Genomic DNA, 21,061 nt, shown 5'->3' with positions numbered 1-21,061 from the left:
TTGTACCATTCACCACACATAGCCCGGCGCGTGCGCCGCACGCATATCAACCAGAACATAGGCGTACCCCCTGTAAACCGGAGAGACTGCCTTATGGCTCAGGATTACCACCACGGGGTGCGCGTTGTTGAAATCAACGAGGGCACCCGATCCATTACCACGGTGAGCACCGCCATCGTGGGCATGGTCTGCACCGGCGATGATGCTGATGCGTCTATGTTTCCCCTCAACAAGCCGGTTCTGCTGACCGATGTGCTGACCGCCAGCGGCAAAGCGGGAGAGTCCGGCACGCTGGCCCGTTCGCTGGATGCGATTGCAGACCAGGCTAAACCCGTGACCGTCGTTGTGCGCGTGGCGCAGGGCGAAACCGAAGCGGAAACCACCTCCAACATTATCGGCGGCGTGACCGCTGACGGTAAAAAAACAGGCATGAAAGCGCTGCTTTCGGCGCAGTCGCAGCTCGGCGTCAAGCCGCGTATTCTCGGCGTGCCGGGACACGACACGCAGGCGGTTGCTACTGAGCTGCTGAGCGTGGCGCAGAGTCTGCGCGGGTTTGCCTACCTGTCCGCCTACGGCTGCAAAACGGTGGAAGAAGCGATTGCCTACCGTGACAATTTCAGCCAGCGCGAGGGGATGCTGATCTGGCCTGACTTCATCAACTTTGACACCGTGCTGAATGCAGATGCGACGGCTTACGCCTCCGCCCGTGCGCTCGGCCTGCGCGCCAAAATTGACGAGCAGACCGGCTGGCACAAAACCCTGTCCAACGTGGGCGTGAACGGCGTCACCGGCATTTCTGCTGATGTGTTCTGGGATTTGCAGGACCCGGCAACCGATGCGGGGCTGCTGAACCAGAACGATGTCACCACGCTGATCCGCAAAGACGGCTTCCGCTTCTGGGGTTCCCGTTGCCTCAGTGACGATCCACTGTTTGCCTTTGAAAACTACACCCGCACCGCTCAGGTACTGGCTGACACCATCGCCGAAGCGCATATGTGGGCGGTGGATGGCGTGCTTAACCCGTCACTGGCCCGCGACATTATCGAAGGTATTCGCGCCAAACTGCGCAACCTGAAAACGCAGGGCTACATCATCGGCGCCGACTGCTGGCTGGATGAGTCCGTAAACGATAAAGATTCCCTGAAAGCCGGGAAGCTCACTATCGATTACGACTATACGCCGGTACCGCCTCTGGAAAACCTGATGCTGCGCCAGCGCATCACCGATCAGTATCTGCTGGATTTCTCCAGCCAGGTCAGCGCGTAAGGGGACAATATGGCTTTACCACGCAAGTTAAAACACCTGAACCTGTTTAACGACGGGAATAACTATCAGGGGATTGTTGAGTCCCTGACCCTGCCTAAATTCGGCCGCAAGTTTGAAAAGTATCGCGGCGGCGGTATGCCCGGTTCGGCTGATGTTGATCTGGGGCTGGATGATGGCGCGCTGGACACGGAATTTTCAATCGGTGGCACCGAACTGCTGTTATTCAAACAGATGGGTAAAGCCACCGTTGACGGTATCCAGCTGCGTTTCACCGGCTCCATTCAGCGTGACGATACCGGCGAAGTGCAGGCCGTTGAGCTGGTTGTGCGCGGGCGACATAAAGAAGTCGATTCCGGCGAATGGAAAACCGGGGAGAGCAACACCACAAAAGTCAGCAGCACAAACAGCTACGCGAAGCTGACCATTAACGGCGAGGTGCTCTATGAGGTTGATGTGATCAACATGATTGAAATCGTTGATGGCGTGGACCTGATGGAAGAGCACCGCAACGCCCTGGGCCTCTGATCTACTTTAAAGGCGCGGGCAGCCGCGCCAGTACCTTATTAACAGGAAATGACAATGAGCGAACAACTGACTGAAAAAACCGTACAGCTGGACACCCCAATCAAACGCGGTAAAACCGAAATTGCCGAAATTGTGCTGCGCAAGCCGCAGTCCGGCGCGCTGCGTGGCACTCGTCTGCAGGCGATCATGGATATGGACGTCGGCGCGATGATGACGATTATTCCCCGCATCTCCACGCCCGCGCTGACCGCTCAGGAAATGGCTGAAATGGACCCCGCCGATCTCACCGCGCTGTCGGTTGAGGTGGTCACTTTTTTGTTGAAGAAATCGGTGCTTGCCGGTTTGCCGACAGCCTGACGGTAGAAGACCTGGTGGCTGATATCGCCACCATTTTTCACTGGCCGCCGTCCGTCACTGACGTTATGCCGCTGACCGAAGTGCTGGAGTGGCGGCATAAAGCGATTCAGAGAAGCGGGGCCAGCGATGAGTGACACTAACCTGCGTTTGCAGGTAATTCTAAATGCGGTTGATAAACTCACCCGCCCATTCCGATCAGCGCAGGCCAGTTCTAAAGAGCTGGCTACCGCCATTCAGCAAAGCCGCGCAAGATTAAAAGAACTGGACGCCCAGGCGGGCCGTATTGACGGTTTCCGCAAGGCAAGCGCGCAGCTGGCCGTCACCGGCAACAGTCTTAAAGCCGCACGCGAAGAAGCGGCGAAGCTTGCCACGCAGTTCTCGGCCACTAACCGGCCGACGGCGGCGCAGGCGCGTCTGCTGGAGCAGGCAAAAAACCGCGTTAACGAGCTGCAGAGCAAATACAACGGCCTGCGTCAGTCGGTGCAGCGTCAGCGTCTTGCGCTCAATGAGGCCGGGCTGGACACCAAAAAGCTGAGCAGTGCGCAGCGGGAGCTGCGGCAGAATGCCGACGAAACCCGGCAGGCGCTGGACCGACAGCAGAAATCCCTTAAACGCCTGGGCGAGCAGCAGGCCCGTATGAACGCCGTCCGCGATCAGTATTCGCGGCGCCTTGAGGTGCGGGATCGTATTGCGGGCGCCGGAGCAACGACGACTGCCGCCGGGCTGGCGATGGGTGCGCCGGTGATGGCTGCCGTTAAAAGCTATGCCAGCATGGAAGATGCGATGAAAGGCGTGGCAAAGCAGGTTAACGGGCTGCGGGACGACAACGGCAACCGCACAAAGCAGTTTTATGACATGCAGGATGCCATCAAGGCCGCCAGTGAACAGCTGCCGATGGAGAATGGCGCCATCGACTATGCCGCGCTGGTTGAAGGTGGCGCCCGCATGGGCGTGACAAACCAGAACGATTCTTACGAAGACCAGAAGCGTGACCTGCTGGCCTTTGCATCCACTGCAGCAAAGGCCGCAACGGCATTCGAGCTGCCCGCTGATGAGCTGGCGGAGGGGCTGGGGAAAATCGCGCAGCTCTATAAAGTGCCGACCCGCAATATTGAACAGCTTGGCGATGCCCTGAACTACCTGGACGATAACGCCATGTCTAAGGGCGGCGATATCATCAATGTGCTGCAGCGCATGGGCGGCGTGGCTGACCGGCTTGATTTCCGCAAGGCGGCCGCGCTGGGTTCCACCTTCCTGTCTCTGGGCGCCGCGCCTGAAATTGCCGCCAGCGCATCAAATGCGATGGTGCGCGAACTGTCGATTGCAACCATGCAGAGCAAGCGGTTCATGGAAGGTATGGATCTGCTGAAACTCAATCCAGAAGAGATTGAAAAGCAGATGACAAAGGACGCAATGGGGACCATTCAGCGTGTGCTGGAGAAGGTTAACAAACTGCCGCAGGACAAGCGCCTGTCCGCCATGACGATGATATTTGGCAAGGAGTTTGGCGACGATGCGGCGAAGCTGGCAAATAACCTGCCGGAGCTGCAGCGACAGCTGAAACTTACCTCAGGCACTGAGGCTAACGGCTCCATGCAGAAAGAATCCGATATCAATAAGGATTCACTTTCCGCGCAGTGGTTGCTTGTTAAAACGGGCGCGCAGAACGCTTTCAGTAGCCTGGGTGAAACCCTGCGCCAGCCGCTGATGGATATCATGGGGTACGTCAAAAGCGTTACCGGGGCACTGCGTCGATGGGTTGAGGCTAACCCGCAGCTGGCGGGCACGCTGATGAAAGTGGCGGCTGCCACTGCTGCGATAACCGTTGTACTCGGCACGCTGGCGGTGGCCGTGGCTGCCGTGCTGGGGCCGCTGGCGGTGATCCGTTTAGGCCTGTCCGTGCTGGGTGTAAAAACACTCCCATCCGTTATGTCTGCAGTGACCCGCACCGGCGGTGCGCTGTCCTGGCTGGCAAATGCGCCGCTTTCCCTGTTGCGCCGTGGCCTGGCGGCATCCGGCAGCAGCGCCGGATTGCTGACGTCTCCCCTTAACTCCCTGCGCCGTTCTGCCGGGCTGGCTGGCAATGCGCTGAAAGCGCTGGCCGGTGCGCCGCTTGCTGTCCTTCGCGGCGGAATGTCTGGTATTCGCAACATTATCGGCATGGTAATGAATCCGCTGGCCGCGTTGCGCGGGGGATTATCCGCAGCCGGTGGCGTGCTTCGTTTTCTGGCGTCCGGCCCGCTGGCTCTCCTTCGCGTTGCGCTGTACGGGATTTCTGGATTGCTGGGCGCCCTGCTTAGTCCGATAGGTCTGGTCGTGGCGGCGCTGGCTGGCGTGGCGCTGGTTGTCTGGAAATACTGGCAGCCGATAAGCGCATTTTTAGGTGGAGTGGTTGAAGGATTCAAAGCTGCAGCTGCGCCTATCAGTGCGGCGTTTGAGCCACTGCAGCCTGTTTTCCAGTGGATAGGTGACAAGGTCCAGGCGTTGTGGGGCTGGTTTACTGATCTGCTGACGCCGGTTAAATCCACCTCTGCAGAACTGCAAAGCGCGGCGTCGATGGGGCGGCAGTTTGGCGAAGCGCTGGCGGCAGGGCTGAACATGGTCATGCACCCGCTGGATTCGCTTAAATCGGGCGTGTCCTGGCTGCTTGAAAAACTCGGCATTGTCAGCAAGGAGGCGGCCAAAGCGAAGCTTCCTGAACAGGTCACGCGGCAGCAGCCAGCTACGGTCAACAGAGACGGTAAAGTGGTGCTGCCGCCTGGCGGATTCCCGACGATGGGTTTTGCTGGAATGTACGACAGTGGCGGTACCATTCCGCGCGGCCAGTTCGGCATCGTGGGTGAGAATGGCCCAGAGATTGTTAACGGACCCGCCAATGTCACCGGCAGGAAACGGACTGCTGATCTGGCGAGGGTGGCGGCAACGCTCAATCCTTCCCGGACGGAACCGGCCAGCGCTAAACAACGTCCTGAACGCGGGATAGTTCTGCCGCCTGATAGTGTGAACGGTCCGGCAAATATTCCGGTAATCAATCGCACTACTGAACTGGTGAAACTGGCGGCAACAGTAAGCCCCGTTCGTGATGTAACAGCCAGCCCGGATCAACGGCCTGAAAGCAGGTTAATACTGCCTCCTGAGATTGTTAACGCCCCGGTAAAACTTCCTGGTCGGGATCGTGCTGCGGAGCTGGCTGATATCGCTGCTGCCGTCATGCCAGCACCGGCCATTACGGAAATCACGGATAACAGGGTTGACCCGATGGCTATGCGCCAGAAGGTGTTCGCTTCCGTGGTCGCTGGCGTAATGGGCCTGGCGGCTGCCCCGGCAGAAGCCGCACCACTTCATCCGTACAGTGTGCCTGTCAGGACGCAACCGGCGCCGTCGCCGAAGGAAGAGAGACAGCCGCAGGTAATTAAGTACGAGATAAGCGCGCCAATTCATATTGTCGCGCAGCCAGGGCAAAGCGCGCAGGATATCGCCCGCGAGGTGGCCCGGCAGCTTGATGAGCGTGAGCGCAGGGCCAGGGCAAAAACACGCAGTAATTTCAGTGATCGAGGGGGTTACGAATAATGATGATGGTGCTGGGGTTGTACGTATTCATGCTGCGAACAGTGCCCTATCAGGAGCTGCAGTATCAGCGCAGCTGGCGGCACGCAGCCAACAGCCGGGTTAACCGGCGCCCGTCAACGCAGTTTCTTGGACCGGATAACGATACGCTTACTCTGTCCGGCGTCCTGCTGCCGGAGATTACCGGCGGCAGGTTGTCTTTGCTGGCGCTGGAGCAGATGGCGGAGCTGGGAAAAGCCTGGCCTCTGATTGAGGGGAGCGGGACGATTTACGGCATGTTTGTGATCGAGAGTCTGAGCCAGACAAAAACAGAATTTTTTGAGAGCGGTATGCCCCGGCGCATCGAATTTTCGCTGAGCCTGAAACGGGTGGATGAGTCGCTGTCTGATATGTTCGGCAGCCTCAGCGACCAGCTCAGTAATTTGCAGGAATCTGCCACCTCTGCGATAAGCAATATGAAAAATACGGTTGGAGGGTTACTGCAGTGAATTTCAGCTCTGATCTCCTGAACCTGAACAGCAAAACTCCCGGTTTCAGTATCATCATTGAAGGTAAAGATGTGACTACCGTGCTGGATGCGCGCCTGATGAGTCTGACGCTGACGGATAACCGGGGCTTTGAAGCGGACCAGCTTGATCTGGAACTGGACGACTCGGACGGGCTAATCGTTCTGCCGCGTCGGGGGGCCATTATTCAGTTTGCGCTGGGGTGGAAAGGTCAGCCGCTTTTTCCGAAAGGGGCGTTTACTGTCGATGAGATTGAGCACAGCGGCGCGCCTGACCGTCTCACAATCCGCGCGCGTAGTGCAGATTTCCGTGAAACCCTGAATACGCGGCGTGAAAAGTCCTGGCACCAGACAACGGTGGGCGAAGTTGTGAAGGAAATCGCTGGCAGGCATAAATTAAAGATGGCGCTGGGAAAGGACCTGTTGGACAAGCCTGTCGATCATCTTGACCAGACTAATGAAAGCGACGCCAGCTTTTTGATGAAGCTGGCGCGGCAGTATGGGGCGATAGCCTCAGTTAAGGACGGCAATCTGTTGTTTATCCGCCAAGGGCAGGGCAGAACGGCAAGCGGTAAGCCGCTGCCGGTTATCACCATAACCCGCCAGGCCGGTGACGGTCATCGTTTTACTCTGGCTGATCGCGATGCCTATACGGGGGTAATTGCCAGCTGGCTCCATACCCGTGAGCCAAAGAAAAAAGAGACTGCAAAGGTTAGGCGCCGTCGAAAAAAAACCACTGCGGCAAAGGAGCCGGAAGCAAAACAGGGAGATTACCTGGTTGGAACGGATGAAAACGTGCTTGTACTCAACAGAACTTATGCAAACCGCAGCAATGCAGAGCGAGCGGCAAAGATGCAGTGGGAGCGCCTGCAGCGCGGGGTGGCAACATTCTCCCTGCAGCTCGCAGAGGGAAGGGCTGATCTGTATACCGAAATGCCGGTGAAGGTGAGCGGCTTTAAACAGCCCATTGATGATGCCGAATGGACCATTACCACCCTGACGCATAGTGTCAATGCAGATAATGGTTTCACTACGACTCTGGAGCTTGAGGTAAAGATAGATGATTTAGAAATGGAATGATAATGTTCACAAAATGGATGTTCGTGTATCATTATGGGATTGCGGGTAATGACTTGGGGAGAAACGGTTATGATGAATTGTCCGAAATGCGGACACGCGGCACATACTCGCAGTAGCTTTCGTGTATCAGATAATACGAAAGAGCGTTATTGCCAGTGCCAAAACATAAACTGTGGAACCACTTTTGTTACTCATGAAACCGTAGTGCGCTTTATCGTAACACCCGGACAGGTCGATCATGTGCCTCCGCACCCTTTAAACAGTGGTCAGGGACACATGAATTTTTGACAAACTAACCCGCTTCGGCGGGTTTTTTATTGGTGGCAGCTTATTCCCTGCTGCCATTTTGCTGCCAATGATGAAACTATAAACAAAAAAGCCACTCGCGAGAGTGGCTTAATTATATGATTCTAAAGCTAAAATTTGGTGGCCCCTGCTGGACTTGAACCAGCGACCAAGCGATTATGAGTCGCCTGCTCTAACCACTGAGCTAAGGGGCCGTGGCGGTGAATTATAAAGTAACTCCCCTCATCAATCCAGCCATTCACACCTGCCTGCTGTTTTTATAAACAACGCATAATCAATCCTTTATACTTATCTTAAGATGCATAGACAGGAGTAGAGATGATCAACGATATTCTGGCCCCTGGCCTGCGGGTGGTGTTCTGCGGAATCAACCCGGGCAAGTCCTCGGCGCACACCGGTTTTCACTTTGTTCATCCGGGAAATCGCTTCTGGAAGGTGATCCACCAGGCCGGTTTTACCGACAAACAGCTTAAGCCGGAAGAAGAGCAGCAGCTGCTGGATACGCGCTGTGGCATCACCATGCTGGTCGAGCGTCCAACGGTGCAGGCGAGCGAAGTAAATCTGCATGAGCTGCGTACTGGCGGGCGGGAACTGGTGAAGAAGATTGAAGACTACCAGCCCGCGGCGCTGGCGATCCTCGGCAAACAGGCGTACGAGCAGGCGTTCAGCCAGCGCGGTGCGAAGTGGGGTAAGCAGAACATTACCATTGGCGTAACGCAGGTTTGGGTGTTGCCGAATCCGAGCGGGCTGAACAGGGCGACGCTGGACAAGCTGGTGGAGGCGTATCGGGAACTTGATGAAGCGCTGGTGGTGAGGGGGCTTTAGCTCCTCTGCGGCCTGATGCCCTCACCCTCACCCTGACCCTCTCCCACAGGGAGAGGGAATAAACAAAAAAAGCTCCCGATTGGGAGCTTTTTCATTTCAGGACCGATTAATCGTCCAGGAAGCTACGCAGTACTTCAGAGCGGCTCGGATGGCGCAGCTTACGCAGCGCCTTCGCTTCGATCTGACGGATACGTTCGCGGGTCACGTCAAACTGTTTACCCACTTCTTCCAGCGTGTGGTCGGTGTTCATATCGATACCGAAACGCATACGCAGCACTTTCGCTTCACGGGCGGTCAGGCCAGCCAGCACGTCGTGCGTAGCGGCACGCAGGCTCTCGGTGGTGGCAGAGTCCAGCGGCAGCTCGAGGGTAGTATCCTCGATGAAATCACCCAGATGCGAATCTTCATCATCACCGATTGGCGTTTCCATGGAGATTGGCTCTTTAGCGATTTTCAGCACTTTACGGATCTTGTCTTCCGGCATCAGCATGCGTTCAGCCAGCTCTTCCGGCGTCGGCTCGCGGCCCATCTCCTGCAACATCTGGCGAGAGATACGGTTGAGTTTGTTGATGGTCTCAATCATATGCACCGGAATACGGATGGTGCGCGCCTGGTCTGCGATAGAGCGGGTGATCGCCTGACGGATCCACCAGGTAGCATAGGTGGAGAACTTGTAACCACGACGGTATTCAAACTTATCTACCGCTTTCATCAGACCGATGTTGCCTTCCTGAATCAGATCCAGGAACTGCAGGCCACGGTTGGTGTATTTCTTGGCGATAGAGATAACCAGACGTAAGTTCGCTTCAACCATCTCTTTCTTAGCACGGCGGGCTTTCGCTTCACCGATAGACATACGACGGTTGATGTCTTTCACCTGCTCGATGGTCAGGCCGGTCTCTTCTTCAATCTGATGCAGCTTTTGCAGGCCGCGCTGTACGTCTTCTTTCACGTCGTGCAGCTTTTCAGACCACGGCTTGTTCATCGCGATAGCGGCGTTGAACCAGGTTTCGCTGGTTTCATTGCCGGTGAAGAGGGTGATGAAATTCTTCTTCGGCATTTTGCACTGTTCAACACACAGCTTCATGATGATACGTTCCTGGGTACGTACGCGATCCATCATCACGCGCATGCTGTTCACCAGGTAGTCGAACTGTTTTGGCACCAGGCGGAACTGTTTGAACACTTCCGACAGCTTCAGGATCTCTTCCTGAGCGGCAGCATGGCTGCGGCCTTTCGCTTTGATGGTGTCACGCGTCACTTCGTACTGAGTACGCAGCTCGGCAAACTTCTCGCGCGCCAGTTCAGGGTCGATGCTGTTGTCGTCGTCGCTGCTGTCGTCGTCTTCTTCTTCATCTTCGTCTTCGTCGTCATCCATCTCTTCCTGAGACAGCTCAGAACCGACGTGAGTGGCGGTTGGCGCCATATCTTCTTCAGCGTTCGGGTCGACAAAGCCAGTGATCAGATCGGACAGACGCGCTTCTTCCGCTTCAACGCGATCGTACTGCTCCAGCAGATAGGTAATCGCTTCCGGGTATTCGGCAACAGAGCACTGAACCTGGTTGATCCCGTCTTCGATGCGTTTTGCGATGTCAATTTCGCCTTCGCGGGTCAACAGTTCAACGGTACCCATTTCACGCATGTACATGCGGACCGGGTCAGTGGTACGCCCGATTTCAGATTCCACGCTGGACAGTACCTGTGCAGCAGCTTCTTCCGCATCTTCGTCAGTGTTGTTGGAGGTTTCAGCCAGCAACAGATCATCGGCATCCGGTGCTTCTTCCATCACCTGAATGCCCATGTCATTGATCATTTGGATGATATCTTCGATCTGATCTGAATCGACGATATCTTCCGGCAGATGGTCATTGACCTCGGCATAGGTCAGATAGCCTTGCTCCTTACCGCGTTGGACAAGAAGTTTCAGCTGTGACTGCGGGTTTTGCTCCATAAGACGGTATCCACACTTAATTCGTTTGATTGGTGTCGGCGATAGGGCTGCCAACCTTTAAAGCGAGGGCGTACTTATATTTTTGCCGCTGCCTCTCAGTGCGGCTGCCGGGGGCTTCCCGATCGATATTCGGCACTTAAGCCGTTAAATTTTTTATTTCTTCGCCAGTTCCTGGTTAATCATCCAGAGCTCCCGGCGTTCTTCGCTGCTTAAGCCATGGGTGCGCTCGCGAGCTATCAACTCTTCCTGGCGCAACTCAAGCATCGAATCAAACATATGGTTGAGTGAGTCGGTGAACGTTTTTTCTGCGATATCCTTATCTGCTATATCGTCCCACATCGACAGTTTTTCAAGGGTAGCGGCCTCTTTTGTGCCGCGATAATGCTCTAAAAGTTGTCCGGTGGTCAGACCTGGCTGCGACAAACAAGTGTTGACCAATTCTGAAAATAAGCCAAGTCCGGGCAATTTTTCGTGGTTCAAACCCGCCAGTGACGGCACTTGCGGAGCAAGTTCGGGGTTTTGCACCAGCAACCCTATCAGTATACGCATGGTTGTGCGTTTTAGCTGAGGCGCGGGGCGTACCGTGCCGTTTTCAGCCTGTTTAGGCATTAAACGTTCAAGCTGGCTGTCATCCAGAATGCCGAGCTTGTTGCCTAACTCCTGACGCAGATAGATGCGCAGCGTTTCGCCGGGCACCTGGCTGATTAACGGCAACGCCAGCGTGCTGAGCTGCGCGCGCCCGTCAGGGGTACTCAAATCCACCTGCGGCATCAGGCTGTTAAACAGAAACGTAGAGAGCGGCTGAGCCTGCTCCATCCGCGCTTCAAATGCCGCTTTGCCCTCTTTACGCACCAGCGTATCCGGGTCTTCACCGTCGGGCAGGAACATAAAGCGTAGCTGACGCCCGTCGGTCATATACGGCAACGCGGTTTCCAGCGCTCGCCAGGCGGCGTCGCGTCCTGCGCGGTCACCGTCGTAACAGCAAATCACGTTGTTGGTGACGCGGAACAGCAACTGGATATGGTCCGCCGTGGTGGACGTTCCCAGCGACGCAACGGCATAGTTAATGTCGTACTGCGCCAGCGCAACAACATCCATATAGCCTTCGACGACCAGAAGACGCGGAGGTTCCGCATTATCCTGCTGTGCCTCATAAAGACCGTAAAGCTGGCGGCCCTTATGGAAAATATCGGTTTCCGGGGAGTTAAGGTATTTCGGCAGGGCATCACCCAGCACGCGACCACCAAAACCTATCACCCGGCCACGCTTGTCGCGGATCGGGAACATCACCCGTTCACGGAAGCGGTCGTAGCTTCGTCCCTGGTCGTTGGTGACCAGCATGCCTGCGTCGATGAGGGATTTACGATCTTCGCTATTGCCGCCAAAACGCTTTAACACGTTGTCCCAGCCGGGCGGGGCGTAACCAATAGCGAAACGCGCAATCACATCGTCGCTCAGTCCGCGCTTGTTCAGATACTGACGCGCAGGCTCAGCCGCAGAGTGCTTAAGAGACTGTTGGTAAAACGAATTCAGGCCATCCATCAACTGATATAGCGTTTGCCGCTGATGGCGCTCGATCTGACTTGGCCCACTGCCTGCTTCATACGGCACTTCAAGGTTATGCATCGCCGCCAGCTCTTCGACGGTTTCAACGAACTCGAGCTTGTCGTAGTTCATCAAAAAATCGACGGCATTACCGTGTGCGCCACAGCCGAAGCAATGGTAGAACTGCTTTTCACCGTTTACGGTGAAAGAGGGGGTTTTTTCGTTATGGAACGGACAGCACGCATGGTAGTTCTTGCCCTGCTTTTTTAGCTTCACCCGCGCGTCGATGAGATCGACGATGTCGGTTCTGGCAAGCAGGTCATTGATGAAAACGCGTGGGATTCTTCCGGCCATATGCCCCAAAAATTTAAGCGACTTATAAACGAAAACAAGCCGCGCATTCCTTCCGGAAGCACGGCCTTACGACTACAACTCTGTCTGTCAATTGAGGGCTGTGGCCCTCAACAGATTAGTACAGACGAGTACGGCGTGCGTTTTCGCGAGCCAGTTTCTTCGCGTGACGTTTCACAGCGGAAGCTTTAGCGCGCTTACGTTCGGTCGTTGGTTTTTCATAAAACTCACGACGACGAACTTCAGCCAGAACACCTGCTTTCTCGCATGAACGTTTGAAGCGACGCAGTGCTACGTCGAACGGCTCGTTTTCACGTACTTTAATTACCGGCATGTAACTCTCACCTTTAATAAATTCGGTTTGCCGCTGGCATCAACGCCAGCTTATTTCAAAATGGTGCGGAATTTTACTGCAAATGCTGCTGCTTTGTAAAGCACCGATGCGATTTTGAAAGGGACTTTTATAAGGGGGAAGAGTATACACGAGGCTTCTTCCTGGGGCGAACAAAGTTTTACATCAACCCGCCCAGGCTCTACACTGCGCGGTATTGAAACGAGGTAAAACAAGTCATGCGTGTACTGGGTATTGAAACATCCTGCGATGAAACCGGCATCGCGATTTACGACGACGAAAAAGGGCTTCTGGCCAACCAACTGTATAGTCAGGTGAAATTGCACGCTGACTACGGCGGCGTCGTGCCTGAACTGGCCTCTCGTGACCACGTGCGTAAAACGGTTCCCCTGATTCAGGCGGCACTGAAAGAGGCCGGGTTAAGTGCAAAAGATATTGATGCCGTGGCCTATACTGCAGGACCGGGCCTGGTTGGCGCGCTGCTGGTCGGCGCAACGGTAGGGCGTTCGCTGGCCTTCGCGTGGGACGTTCCGGCCATTCCGGTTCACCATATGGAAGGACATCTTCTGGCTCCGATGCTGGAAGCCAATCCGCCAGCGTTCCCGTTTGTGGCGCTGCTGGTCTCCGGCGGTCATACGCAGCTGATTAGCGTAACGGGCATTGGCAAGTATGAGCTGCTGGGCGAATCGATCGACGACGCGGCCGGTGAAGCCTTCGACAAAACCGCCAAGCTGCTGGGCCTGGATTATCCTGGCGGCCCGATGCTGTCGAAAATGGCCGCGCAGGGAACGGAAGGGCGCTTTGTCTTCCCGCGTCCGATGACCGATCGTCCGGGGCTGGATTTTAGTTTCTCCGGTCTGAAAACCTTCGCGGCGAACACCATTCGCAATAACGACGACAGCGAGCAGACGCGTGCCGACATCGCCCGCGCGTTCGAAGATGCGGTGGTGGATACGCTGATGATCAAGTGCAAGCGTGCGCTGGATCAGACGGGCTTTAAGCGCCTGGTGATGGCCGGTGGCGTGAGCGCCAACCGTACGCTGCGCGCGAAGCTTGCCGAAATGATGCAAAAGCGTCGTGGGGAAGTGTTCTACGCGCGTCCGGAATTTTGTACCGATAACGGGGCGATGATCGCCTACGCCGGGATGGTGCGCCTGAACGCTGGCGCCACGGCTGACCTGAGCGTGTCCGTGCGTCCGCGCTGGCCGCTGGCGGAGCTGCCTGAGGCGTAAGTCTTTTGCCCGGTGGCGCTGCGCTTACCGGGTCTGCAAAAATCGTAGGCCGGGTCAGGCGAAGCCGCCACCCGGCAATAAACCGCACTACATCCGCAGCATCCCTTTCTCTTCCAGAAACGCAATGATCGTCGCCAGCCCGTCACCCGCCTTCAGGTTGGTAAAGGTCCACGGACGCTCGCCGCGCATGCGATTAGTGTCGCGCTCCATTACCTCCAGCGACGCCCCCACGTACGGCGCGAGGTCGGTTTTATTGATCACCAGAAAATCGGATTTGGTGATCCCCGGCCCGCCTTTGCGCGGGATTTTTTCCCCCTCGGCCACGTCGATCACGTAGATGGTGAGGTCCGCCAGCTCCGGGCTGAAGGTCGCGCTCAGGTTATCCCCGCCGCTTTCGACGAAGATCATATCCAGATTGCCGAACTTCTCGCTCAAGGCTTCCACCGCTGCCAGGTTCATTGAGGCATCTTCGCGGATGGCGGTGTGCGGACAGCCGCCCGTTTCCACCCCTACGATGCGCTCTGGCTCAAGCGCACCCGCCTCGGTCAGGATGCGCTGATCCTCTTTGGTGTAGATATCGTTAGTCACCACCGCAAGATGATAGGTGTCGCGCATCGCCTTGCAGAGCGCTTCCAGCAGGGCGGTTTTGCCCGACCCTACCGGGCCGCCCACGCCAACGCGCAGGGGATGTTTGTAATCAGCCATATTGACTCCTCAGGAACGGAATAGTCGTGAATATTGGGTTTCGTGGCGTGCGGAGGCGATGGCGGACAGCGGCGTAGCTGCCCCCAGCGCGTCGTCGCCACGTAAAAATGCCTGTTCAAACCCGGCGGCAAAATGGTCGCTCAGGTCGATAATCAGCTGTTGTGCGGCCTGCTGCCCAAACGGCACCAGCTTGACGCCCGCCATCACCGCGCTCTCAATCCAGCTGTAGCCGAGGCTCAGCGCCAGCTCGCGCGCGCTAATGCCCCAGCGCACGCCGAGCCACGCCATACCGCCGAGCTGGCTCTGCATCAACAGCGGCAGCCATTCTGGCGGGCAGGCGGGTTCCCAGCTTTTAACCAGGCGCGTAAAGGCTGCGCCGCGGTTGCGTTCTTCCTCGCGCAGTTCGCGCGTTTCCCGACAGGCGAGCAGGTATGCCGTCCAGCGTTTTGCTGCCGCGACGTCCTGCTGCTCGCAGGCACAGTACAGGCGGATAAACAGCGGCAGGTCGACGCAGAAAAAGCTCTGCTCCATCTGCTGGATCTGCCAGCGCCTGAAGGCCTCAGCGTCCGTGATCCACTCGGCCTCGACAGCCCACTCCAGCCCCTGTGACCAGGTATACGATCCGACCGGCAGGCTACTGCTGGAGAGCTGCATCAGGCGCAGCCGCTGGCGGGCGTGCTCCATCAGCTCATCAGCGCCAGCAGGGCAGAGACGATCAGCCCGCCGCCGAAGGTTTTACGCAGGCCGTCGTGACGGCGCAGCAGCAGCCCTGCCGCGAAGCTGGCGCACAGCACCGTGGCACTGGCTAACATAAATCCGCTGGTAAAGAGCCAGAAGCTGTGGCCGGACATCTCCACGCCGTGCGCCCAGCCATGGAACATCGCCAGGGCTGGCACTGCCAGCAGCAGGCGATTTTCAGTCTTAAACATCATCACGCCGCAGACCGCCAGCGAGGCGATAATCAGCATCTCCATGCCGCTAAAGCCGCCGAGCAGGCTGCCCGCAACGGCGCCAGCCAGCATCATGCCGAGCGTTGCTAACGGCAGCAGCAGCTTGCGGCCGCTCAGGGCGGACAGCACGCCAGCCCCCGTCAGCATCAGCAGGTGATCCAGCCCGGTCAGCGGATGGAGAAAACCTGCCTGAAAGCTGTCGGTCCCGTGACCGGGATGGGCAAACGCCGGAACGGAAAAGGCCAGCAGAAACAGCGGTAAATACTTACGCATGATGAGTCCTTAATGTGAATGAGCGTGGGAGTGACCATGGCTGTGGGCATCGCTGGTGTAAGCGCCCGCTTCCGGTTCAAAGGGCAGGCTGGCGAAGGCCACCTCCAGCCCGAACTGACGTAGCATGTCGTCGAGAACGTGATCGTGGTGGTAGCGCAGTTCGCCGGGCATGATTTGCAGCGGTACGTGGCGGTTGCCCAGGTGATAACAGGCGCGGGCGAGCAGGAACGGGTCGGCGCAGCGCACCACGGAAACCGACTCCGGGGCGGCGATCACTTCGATCACTTCGCTGCCGTCGTCGGTAGTCAGCAGGTCGCCCCCACGCAGCAGCAGGCCGCGCGGCAGCATTAGCCCGGCTTCGCGGCCGTCGTTCAGCGCCACGCGGGCGCGGCTTTTTACCCGCACGTCAATCGGCAGCGTAACGCTGGCGGTGACGGGGTGCGCGTGGTCCAGGCGTTGGGTTAAATAAATCATCATCACTCCTCAAAACAGAAAATAGCGTTGCGCCATCGGCAAAACTTCTGCCGGTTCGCTGGTGATCAATTCGCCGTCGACGCGAACCTCATAGGTTTGCGAGTCAACGGTGATATTCGGCTGTAAATCGTTGTGGATCATGTCGGCCTTTTTCACCGTCCGGCAGCCTTTCACCACCGCAGTGGCGCTTTGCAATCCGAGCCGCTGTGGAATGCCGCTGGCATCAGCGGCCTGCGAGACAAACGTCAGCCGCGTGGCGTGGCGTGCGGCACCAAGTGCACCAAACATCGGGCGGTAATGCACTGGCTGCGGCGTGGGGATCGAGGCGTTGATGTCGCCCATCGGCGCGCAGGCGATCATCCCGCCTTTGACGATGGTGGCCGGTTTGACGCCAAAGAAAGCGGGGGACCAGACCACCAGATCCGCCAGCTTGCCCGCCTCAATAGAACCGACCTCATGGGCGATGCCGTGGGTAAGAGCCGGATTAATGGTGTATTTGGCGACATAGCGCTTCACGCGGAAGTTGTCGTTCTCGCCGGTCTCTTCCGGCAGTGCGCCGCGCTGCACCTTCATGCGGTGCGCCACCTGCCAGGTGCGGATAATCACTTCCCCCACGCGGCCCATGGCCTGTGAATCTGACGAGGTGAGCGAGAACGCGCCGATATCGTGCAGCACGTCTTCGGCGGCGATGGTTTCCCGACGAATACGGGATTCCGCAAACGCCACGTCCTCGGCGATATCCGGGTCGAGATGGTGACAGACCATCAGCATGTCCAGGTGCTCGTCGATGGTATTCACCGTGTAGGGCAGCGTCGGGTTGGTGGAGGAGGGCAAAATATTCGGGTGCGCGCAGGCGGTGATGATATCCGGCGCATGGCCGCCGCCCGCCCCTTCGGTGTGGAAGGTGTGGATGGTGCGCCCGGCGATGGCAGCCAGCGTGTCTTCGACAAAACCGGACTCGTTCAGCGTGTCGCTGTGCAGCGCCACCTGAATATCCATCTCTTCAGCGACCTCCAGCGAGCAGTTGATTGCCGCAGGCGTCGCGCCCCAGTCTTCGTGGATCTTAAGCCCGATAGCGCCAGCCGCGATCTGCTCGCGCAGCGCGTCCGGGTTTGAACCGTTCCCTTTGCCCAGCAGGCCAATATTCACCGGCAGCGTATCGGCGGCCTGCAGCATGCGGGCGATATACCACGGCCCCGGCGTGCAGGTGGTGGCGTTTGTACCTGCCGCAGGGCCGGTGCCGCCGCCGATCATGGTGGTGACGCCAGAGACCAGCGCCTCTTCCGCCTGCTGCGGACAGATCCAGTGGATGTGGGTGTCGATCCCGCCAGGGGTGACGATCTTCCCTTCGGCGGCGATCACTTCCGTTGCCGCGCCAATCGGGATCGTCACGCCGGGCTGAATGTCCGGGTTTCCGGCTTTGCCGACGGCGAAGATCCGCCCATCTTTTATGCCGATATCCGCTTTCACAATCCCCCAGTGATCGACAATCAGCGCGTTGGTGAGCACCAGATCCACGCAGTCGTCGGCGGTCATCTGCCCCTGTCCCATGCCGTCGCGGATCACTTTTCCGCCGCCGAATTTAACCTCTTCGCCGTAGATCGTGAGATCGTCCTCCACTTCGATCCACAGCTCGCTGTCGGCCAGCCGCACTTTATCCCCGGTAGTGGGGCCGAACATATCGGCATACGCCTGGCGTGAAATCTCAGCCATGTTTCACCTCGCCCATGACCTCGCCGCGAAAACCAAAAATGCGCTGCGCGCCCGTCACCTGCACCAGCGCCACTTCCCGCTTCTGGCCGGGTTCGAAGCGCACGGCAGTACCGGCCGGGATGTTGAGTCGGTAGCCTCGGGTGGCTTCGCGATCGAATTTCAACGCCGGGTTGACCTCGTAAAAGTGGTAATGCGAGCCGACCTGGATCGGCCTGTCGCCGTGGTTTTCCACGATCACACTTCGGGTTTCGCGCCCGACGTTGAGCGCAATGTTGCCGGACTGGATCCGGTATTCGCCTGGGATCATCACGCGCTCCTTACACGATCGGATTGTGGACGGTGACGAGCTTGGATCCGTCCGGGAAGGTGGCTTCCACCTGTATATCCGGGATCATCTCCGGCACGCCCTCCATCACCTGATCGCGCGTCAGGACGTGGCGGCCGGCTTCCATCAGCGAGGCGACGGTTTCGCCATCGCGCGCGCCTTCCATAATAAAGGCGCTGATCAGCGCGACCGATTCCGGGTAGTTGAGCTTTACCCCGCGCGCGAGGCGGCGTTCGGCAACCAGCGCGGCGGTGAACAGCAACAGCTTGTCTTTTTCTCTGGGAGTCAGTTCCATAGCGTTTCTCTTATGTCTGCCAGATACGCGGCGAACAGGCGGTTTTGGGGGTTAAAAGCGGGCGAAGCGACTGCCAGATATCGCGCATCACCCGCTGGCAAATGAGGTTGTCGTGGGAGAGAAAACGCACCGACAGCAGGTCGTCGGTGAGCGTCGCCCCGCCAAAGTTTTCCAGCGGGGCGAGCCGCTCGCGCACTGTATCAAGATGAGCTTCCCGGGCCGGGTAGAACAGCAGCGTGCCGACCCACGGATGGCCTGCGACGGGCGACAGATCGCCATCGTTAAGATGCAGTCGCTCAATCAGACGCGGCTCGCCATCCACCCACACCTCAAGGCGGCTCTCCAGCGTGCCGTGGCTGAAGGATTCGTTTATCACCGGACGGCCCAGACAGTACAGCTCCCACGCCAGCAGCGTGCTGGTGGCCTTAAGATGGAAGACGGAACGCAGCGCGGCGTTAGCGCCGGGGAAAATTATGGTGTCCTGCGGCAGCCACTCCAGCGTGGCCTCTTCGTCGAGGTAAAAATGCTGATTCAGACAGGCCTGCGGGCCGCTGCTGCGATAGAACTTGCTGGCGCCGGGCATGGTGATGAGGGCATGGCTTTTGGCGTCGAGCCGTACGGAAATATCCAGCGTATCCCCGCCCACAATCCCGCCTGGTGGATGCAGCAGGTAAAGGTGACAGGTTTCCCCTTCGGGATAAAACGGGCGCTGAACGGTGAGCGGCCCGGTGTGACGCGCGGAATGGAGGAGGGTTTTCTCAGGGGTATAACAAAACTGGAGGGCAAGCGTGGCCTGCCAGCCTTTGTATGAATTATCAGTGACCTGAGTTGCTAACATGGTGCTTCCATTTCCACACTATCGGGGTACGTTTCAGTATGCCCTGGCGGAAATGAAGGCTGTCATATGAGTCGCTTATGGATAAAAAACCGGCTCATGTGAGCCGGTTTCAGTAGTGTAGGCCGGGTAAGCGCAGCGACACCCGGCAAGAAAGGCTAGCGATAATCCTCTGCATCCACATCATACCCCGACGGCTCCCAGCGGATCGCCAGCAGCGATACCAGGCCGATAAACGGCGCCAGCGCAATCACCCAGAACACGGCGGTATCCAGCGATGCGACCAGTAGCGGGAACAGAAACAGTGACAGCGTTGAACTGCTGCGCATCAGCGTCTGGTTAAGCCCCACGCCCACGCCGCGCAGCGAGGTCGGGTAGCTCAGGGAGGCAAACGTCATGGTGTGCGCACCTGGACCAAAACCCTGGCCAAACAGGAACAGCGCCAGCATCGCGACGGCGACCACGCCTTCCGTGGCCCCGTCAGGGCGGCCAATCAGCGCCAGACCGAGCAGCGCCACCAGCTGGCAGGCGTAACCCGCCAGTGACATCCGCCACGCGCCGAAGCGCGGAACATAGCGCACTGCCAGCAGCCCGCCGACAAACGCAAACAGCAGGTTAAGCGCCAGCGAGATCAGAATGGTGGTCAGCATCGACTGAACAAAGAAGCTGGAGATGATCACCGGCAGGCCAAAGGCTACGGCGTTATAGGCGAACGAGGAGACAACCGACAGCAGCGTGGCGAGCGTGGTACGCCGCAGGTAGATACCGCGGAACAGATTCAGGTAGTTCGACCATTTTGCCTTATTGACCACCGGCGCGGGCTGGTCAAGCGCATCCTGCGGCACGTGGGCATTAATGTTGTACGACTGTCGCAGGATGGACGCCGCCTCCTTCAGATTGCCCTGATTCGCCGCCCAGACCGGGGATTCGCTCATATAGCGGCTGCGGATGGCGATAATCACCAGCGCGGGCACCGCGCCGAAGCCAAGGATCAGACGCCAGAGCCAGTCGCTGTGGCCTTCCGGCAGCACGGCGTAGAAGAAGAGCACCAGAAGATAAGAGATGCTGATGGCCGCATACCAGGTGGGGCACCACATTGCCACGCTGGAGGCTTTATTCCCCGGGCCTTTCAGCCTGGCGAACTCGCTGAGAAACGCCATCGCCACGGGAAGGTCGATCCCGACGCCAAGACCCATCACAAAGCGCGCGCCCGCCAGCACATATTCGTTCGGAGCCAGCGCACAGGCGATGGCGGCGACGACAAAGAACACCATGTCGGCCATAAAGACGCGGTAGCGCCCGATTTTATCCGTAAGATAGCCGCCAAGCAGCGCCCCGACAATGGCACCAAGGGTAATGGCTGAAGCCACCATGCCGGTACCAGCGGGCGTCAGGTTAAATTCGCGGGTGATGTCTTTGATGCCAAATGCCAGCGCGCCGAGATCGTAGGCATCGAGAAAAATTCCCCCGAGCGCGATACCGACCACGATGCGGGCATTGGCCCGGCCCTGAGAGCCGTCATTAACGAGACGTGAAACGTCCGATGCGCTGCGTACCCACTTGATGTCGCCATCCGGGGTGTTTCCTGCCGTTGGGAGGGGAGTTGTGTCTGTGATTTCTGCCATTTTC

General features: G+C 57.9%; 22 protein-coding genes and 1 tRNA gene. 10 read left to right on the top strand and 13 right to left on the bottom strand.

The genetic code is table 11. From position 1 onward, the window contains the following. Positions 1-93 precede the first annotated feature (93 nt). The 8 genes from L2Y28_RS19080 (at position 94) to L2Y28_RS19045 (ending at position 7,588) form a co-directional block, all read left to right on the top strand. Positions 94-1,266, top strand: a complete 1,173-nt coding sequence (locus L2Y28_RS19080) for a phage tail sheath protein (RefSeq protein WP_023306987.1) — start codon at positions 94-96, stop codon at positions 1,264-1,266. Between the two features lie 9 nt (positions 1,267-1,275). Next, positions 1,276-1,791 (top strand): phage major tail tube protein, encoded by a 516-nt coding sequence (locus tag L2Y28_RS19075; protein ID WP_007848874.1) that lies wholly within the window; start codon positions 1,276-1,278, stop codon positions 1,789-1,791. Between the two features lie 54 nt (positions 1,792-1,845). After that, complete coding sequence (locus L2Y28_RS19070; protein ID WP_007848877.1) at positions 1,846-2,148, top strand: phage tail assembly protein; 303 nt, start codon at positions 1,846-1,848, stop codon at positions 2,146-2,148. Between the two features lie 14 nt (positions 2,149-2,162). Next, positions 2,163-2,282 (top strand): GpE family phage tail protein, encoded by a 120-nt coding sequence (locus L2Y28_RS19065; RefSeq protein WP_007848878.1) that lies wholly within the window; start codon positions 2,163-2,165, stop codon positions 2,280-2,282. Then, the gene (locus L2Y28_RS19060; protein WP_045265510.1) at positions 2,275-5,718 is read left to right on the top strand and encodes a phage tail tape measure protein; all 3,444 of its coding nucleotides are present in this window, start codon (positions 2,275-2,277) and stop codon (positions 5,716-5,718) included. The genes L2Y28_RS19065 and L2Y28_RS19060 overlap by 8 nt, the downstream gene beginning before the upstream one ends. After that, complete coding sequence (locus tag L2Y28_RS19055; RefSeq protein WP_023306985.1) at positions 5,718-6,203, top strand: phage tail protein; 486 nt, start codon at positions 5,718-5,720, stop codon at positions 6,201-6,203. Before L2Y28_RS19060 ends, L2Y28_RS19055 begins: the two co-directional genes overlap by 1 nt. Then, entirely contained in the window at positions 6,200-7,300 is a 1,101-nt protein-coding gene (locus tag L2Y28_RS19050) for a phage late control D family protein (RefSeq protein WP_023306984.1), read from the top strand. Before L2Y28_RS19055 ends, L2Y28_RS19050 begins: the two co-directional genes overlap by 4 nt. 69 nt (positions 7,301-7,369) lie before the next feature. After that, positions 7,370-7,588, top strand: a complete 219-nt coding sequence (locus tag L2Y28_RS19045; protein WP_015386379.1) for a DNA-binding transcriptional regulator — start codon at positions 7,370-7,372, stop codon at positions 7,586-7,588. A 136-nt stretch (positions 7,589-7,724) separates the two neighbouring features. On the opposite strand, the gene L2Y28_RS19040 is transcribed toward L2Y28_RS19045, so the two are convergent. Next, positions 7,725-7,800, bottom strand: a tRNA-Ile gene (locus L2Y28_RS19040). 124 nt (positions 7,801-7,924) lie between these two features. Between L2Y28_RS19040 and mug the strand changes: the two genes are divergently transcribed. Next, positions 7,925-8,431, top strand: a complete 507-nt coding sequence (mug, locus tag L2Y28_RS19035; protein ID WP_022649450.1) for a G/U mismatch-specific DNA glycosylase — start codon at positions 7,925-7,927, stop codon at positions 8,429-8,431. Between the two features lie 106 nt (positions 8,432-8,537). Here mug and rpoD read toward each other — a convergent pair whose 3' ends face one another. The 3 genes from rpoD to rpsU form a co-directional block, all read right to left on the bottom strand. Then, entirely contained in the window at positions 8,538-10,382 is a 1,845-nt protein-coding gene (rpoD, locus tag L2Y28_RS19030) for an RNA polymerase sigma factor RpoD (protein WP_006812010.1), read from the bottom strand. Between the two features lie 153 nt (positions 10,383-10,535). After that, on the bottom strand, positions 10,536-12,281 hold the full coding sequence (gene dnaG, locus L2Y28_RS19025) for a DNA primase (protein WP_003862574.1): 1,746 nt from the start codon (positions 12,279-12,281) through the stop codon (positions 10,536-10,538). Between the two features lie 115 nt (positions 12,282-12,396). After that, positions 12,397-12,612, bottom strand: a complete 216-nt coding sequence (gene rpsU / locus L2Y28_RS19020; RefSeq protein ID WP_001144069.1) for a 30S ribosomal protein S21 — start codon at positions 12,610-12,612, stop codon at positions 12,397-12,399. A 236-nt stretch (positions 12,613-12,848) separates the two neighbouring features. On the opposite strand from rpsU, the gene tsaD reads away from it, so the two are divergent. Then, positions 12,849-13,862: a tRNA (adenosine(37)-N6)-threonylcarbamoyltransferase complex transferase subunit TsaD gene (tsaD, locus tag L2Y28_RS19015; RefSeq protein WP_022649449.1), complete on the top strand. Its 1,014-nt coding sequence runs from the start codon at positions 12,849-12,851 to the stop codon at positions 13,860-13,862. An 87-nt stretch (positions 13,863-13,949) separates the two neighbouring features. Here tsaD and ureG read toward each other — a convergent pair whose 3' ends face one another. From ureG to L2Y28_RS18970, 9 genes are all read right to left on the bottom strand, one after another. Then, positions 13,950-14,567 (bottom strand): urease accessory protein UreG, encoded by a 618-nt coding sequence (ureG, locus tag L2Y28_RS19010; protein WP_022649448.1) that lies wholly within the window; start codon positions 14,565-14,567, stop codon positions 13,950-13,952. A gap of 9 nt (positions 14,568-14,576) precedes the next feature. Continuing rightward, positions 14,577-15,251: an urease accessory protein UreF gene (locus tag L2Y28_RS19005; RefSeq protein WP_022649447.1), complete on the bottom strand. Its 675-nt coding sequence runs from the start codon at positions 15,249-15,251 to the stop codon at positions 14,577-14,579. Beyond that, the gene (locus L2Y28_RS19000; RefSeq protein WP_022649446.1) at positions 15,251-15,790 is read right to left on the bottom strand and encodes a HupE/UreJ family protein; all 540 of its coding nucleotides are present in this window, start codon (positions 15,788-15,790) and stop codon (positions 15,251-15,253) included. Before L2Y28_RS19000 ends, L2Y28_RS19005 begins: the two co-directional genes overlap by 1 nt. Before the next feature lie 9 nt (positions 15,791-15,799). Further along, complete coding sequence (ureE, locus tag L2Y28_RS18995) at positions 15,800-16,264, bottom strand: urease accessory protein UreE (protein WP_022649445.1); 465 nt, start codon at positions 16,262-16,264, stop codon at positions 15,800-15,802. A gap of 9 nt (positions 16,265-16,273) precedes the next feature. Next, positions 16,274-17,977 carry an urease subunit alpha gene (gene ureC, locus L2Y28_RS18990; RefSeq protein ID WP_023306978.1) on the bottom strand — a complete coding sequence of 568 codons (1,704 nt, stop codon included), beginning with the start codon at positions 17,975-17,977 and terminating at the stop codon, positions 16,274-16,276. Continuing rightward, a complete protein-coding gene (locus tag L2Y28_RS18985; RefSeq protein WP_022649443.1) occupies positions 17,970-18,284 on the bottom strand; it encodes an urease subunit beta in 315 nt (104 codons plus the stop codon). The genes ureC and L2Y28_RS18985 overlap by 8 nt, the downstream gene beginning before the upstream one ends. Positions 18,285-18,294: 10 nt before the next feature. Beyond that, positions 18,295-18,597 (bottom strand): urease subunit gamma, encoded by a 303-nt coding sequence (locus L2Y28_RS18980; RefSeq protein WP_003862556.1) that lies wholly within the window; start codon positions 18,595-18,597, stop codon positions 18,295-18,297. 10 nt (positions 18,598-18,607) lie between these two features. Further along, entirely contained in the window at positions 18,608-19,435 is an 828-nt protein-coding gene (locus L2Y28_RS18975) for an urease accessory protein UreD (RefSeq protein ID WP_022649442.1), read from the bottom strand. A 155-nt stretch (positions 19,436-19,590) separates the two neighbouring features. Beyond that, entirely contained in the window at positions 19,591-21,057 is a 1,467-nt protein-coding gene (locus tag L2Y28_RS18970) for an MFS transporter (RefSeq protein ID WP_022649441.1), read from the bottom strand. Between the last annotated feature and the right edge of the window lie 4 nt (positions 21,058-21,061).

This window comes from Enterobacter sp. JH25, from assembly GCF_021725435.1.
Taxonomy (GTDB): Bacteria; Pseudomonadota; Gammaproteobacteria; order Enterobacterales; family Enterobacteriaceae; genus Enterobacter; species Enterobacter intestinihominis.
Note: the sequence above shows the minus strand (reverse complement) of the source record. Positions and strands in the feature narration are given on the sequence as shown.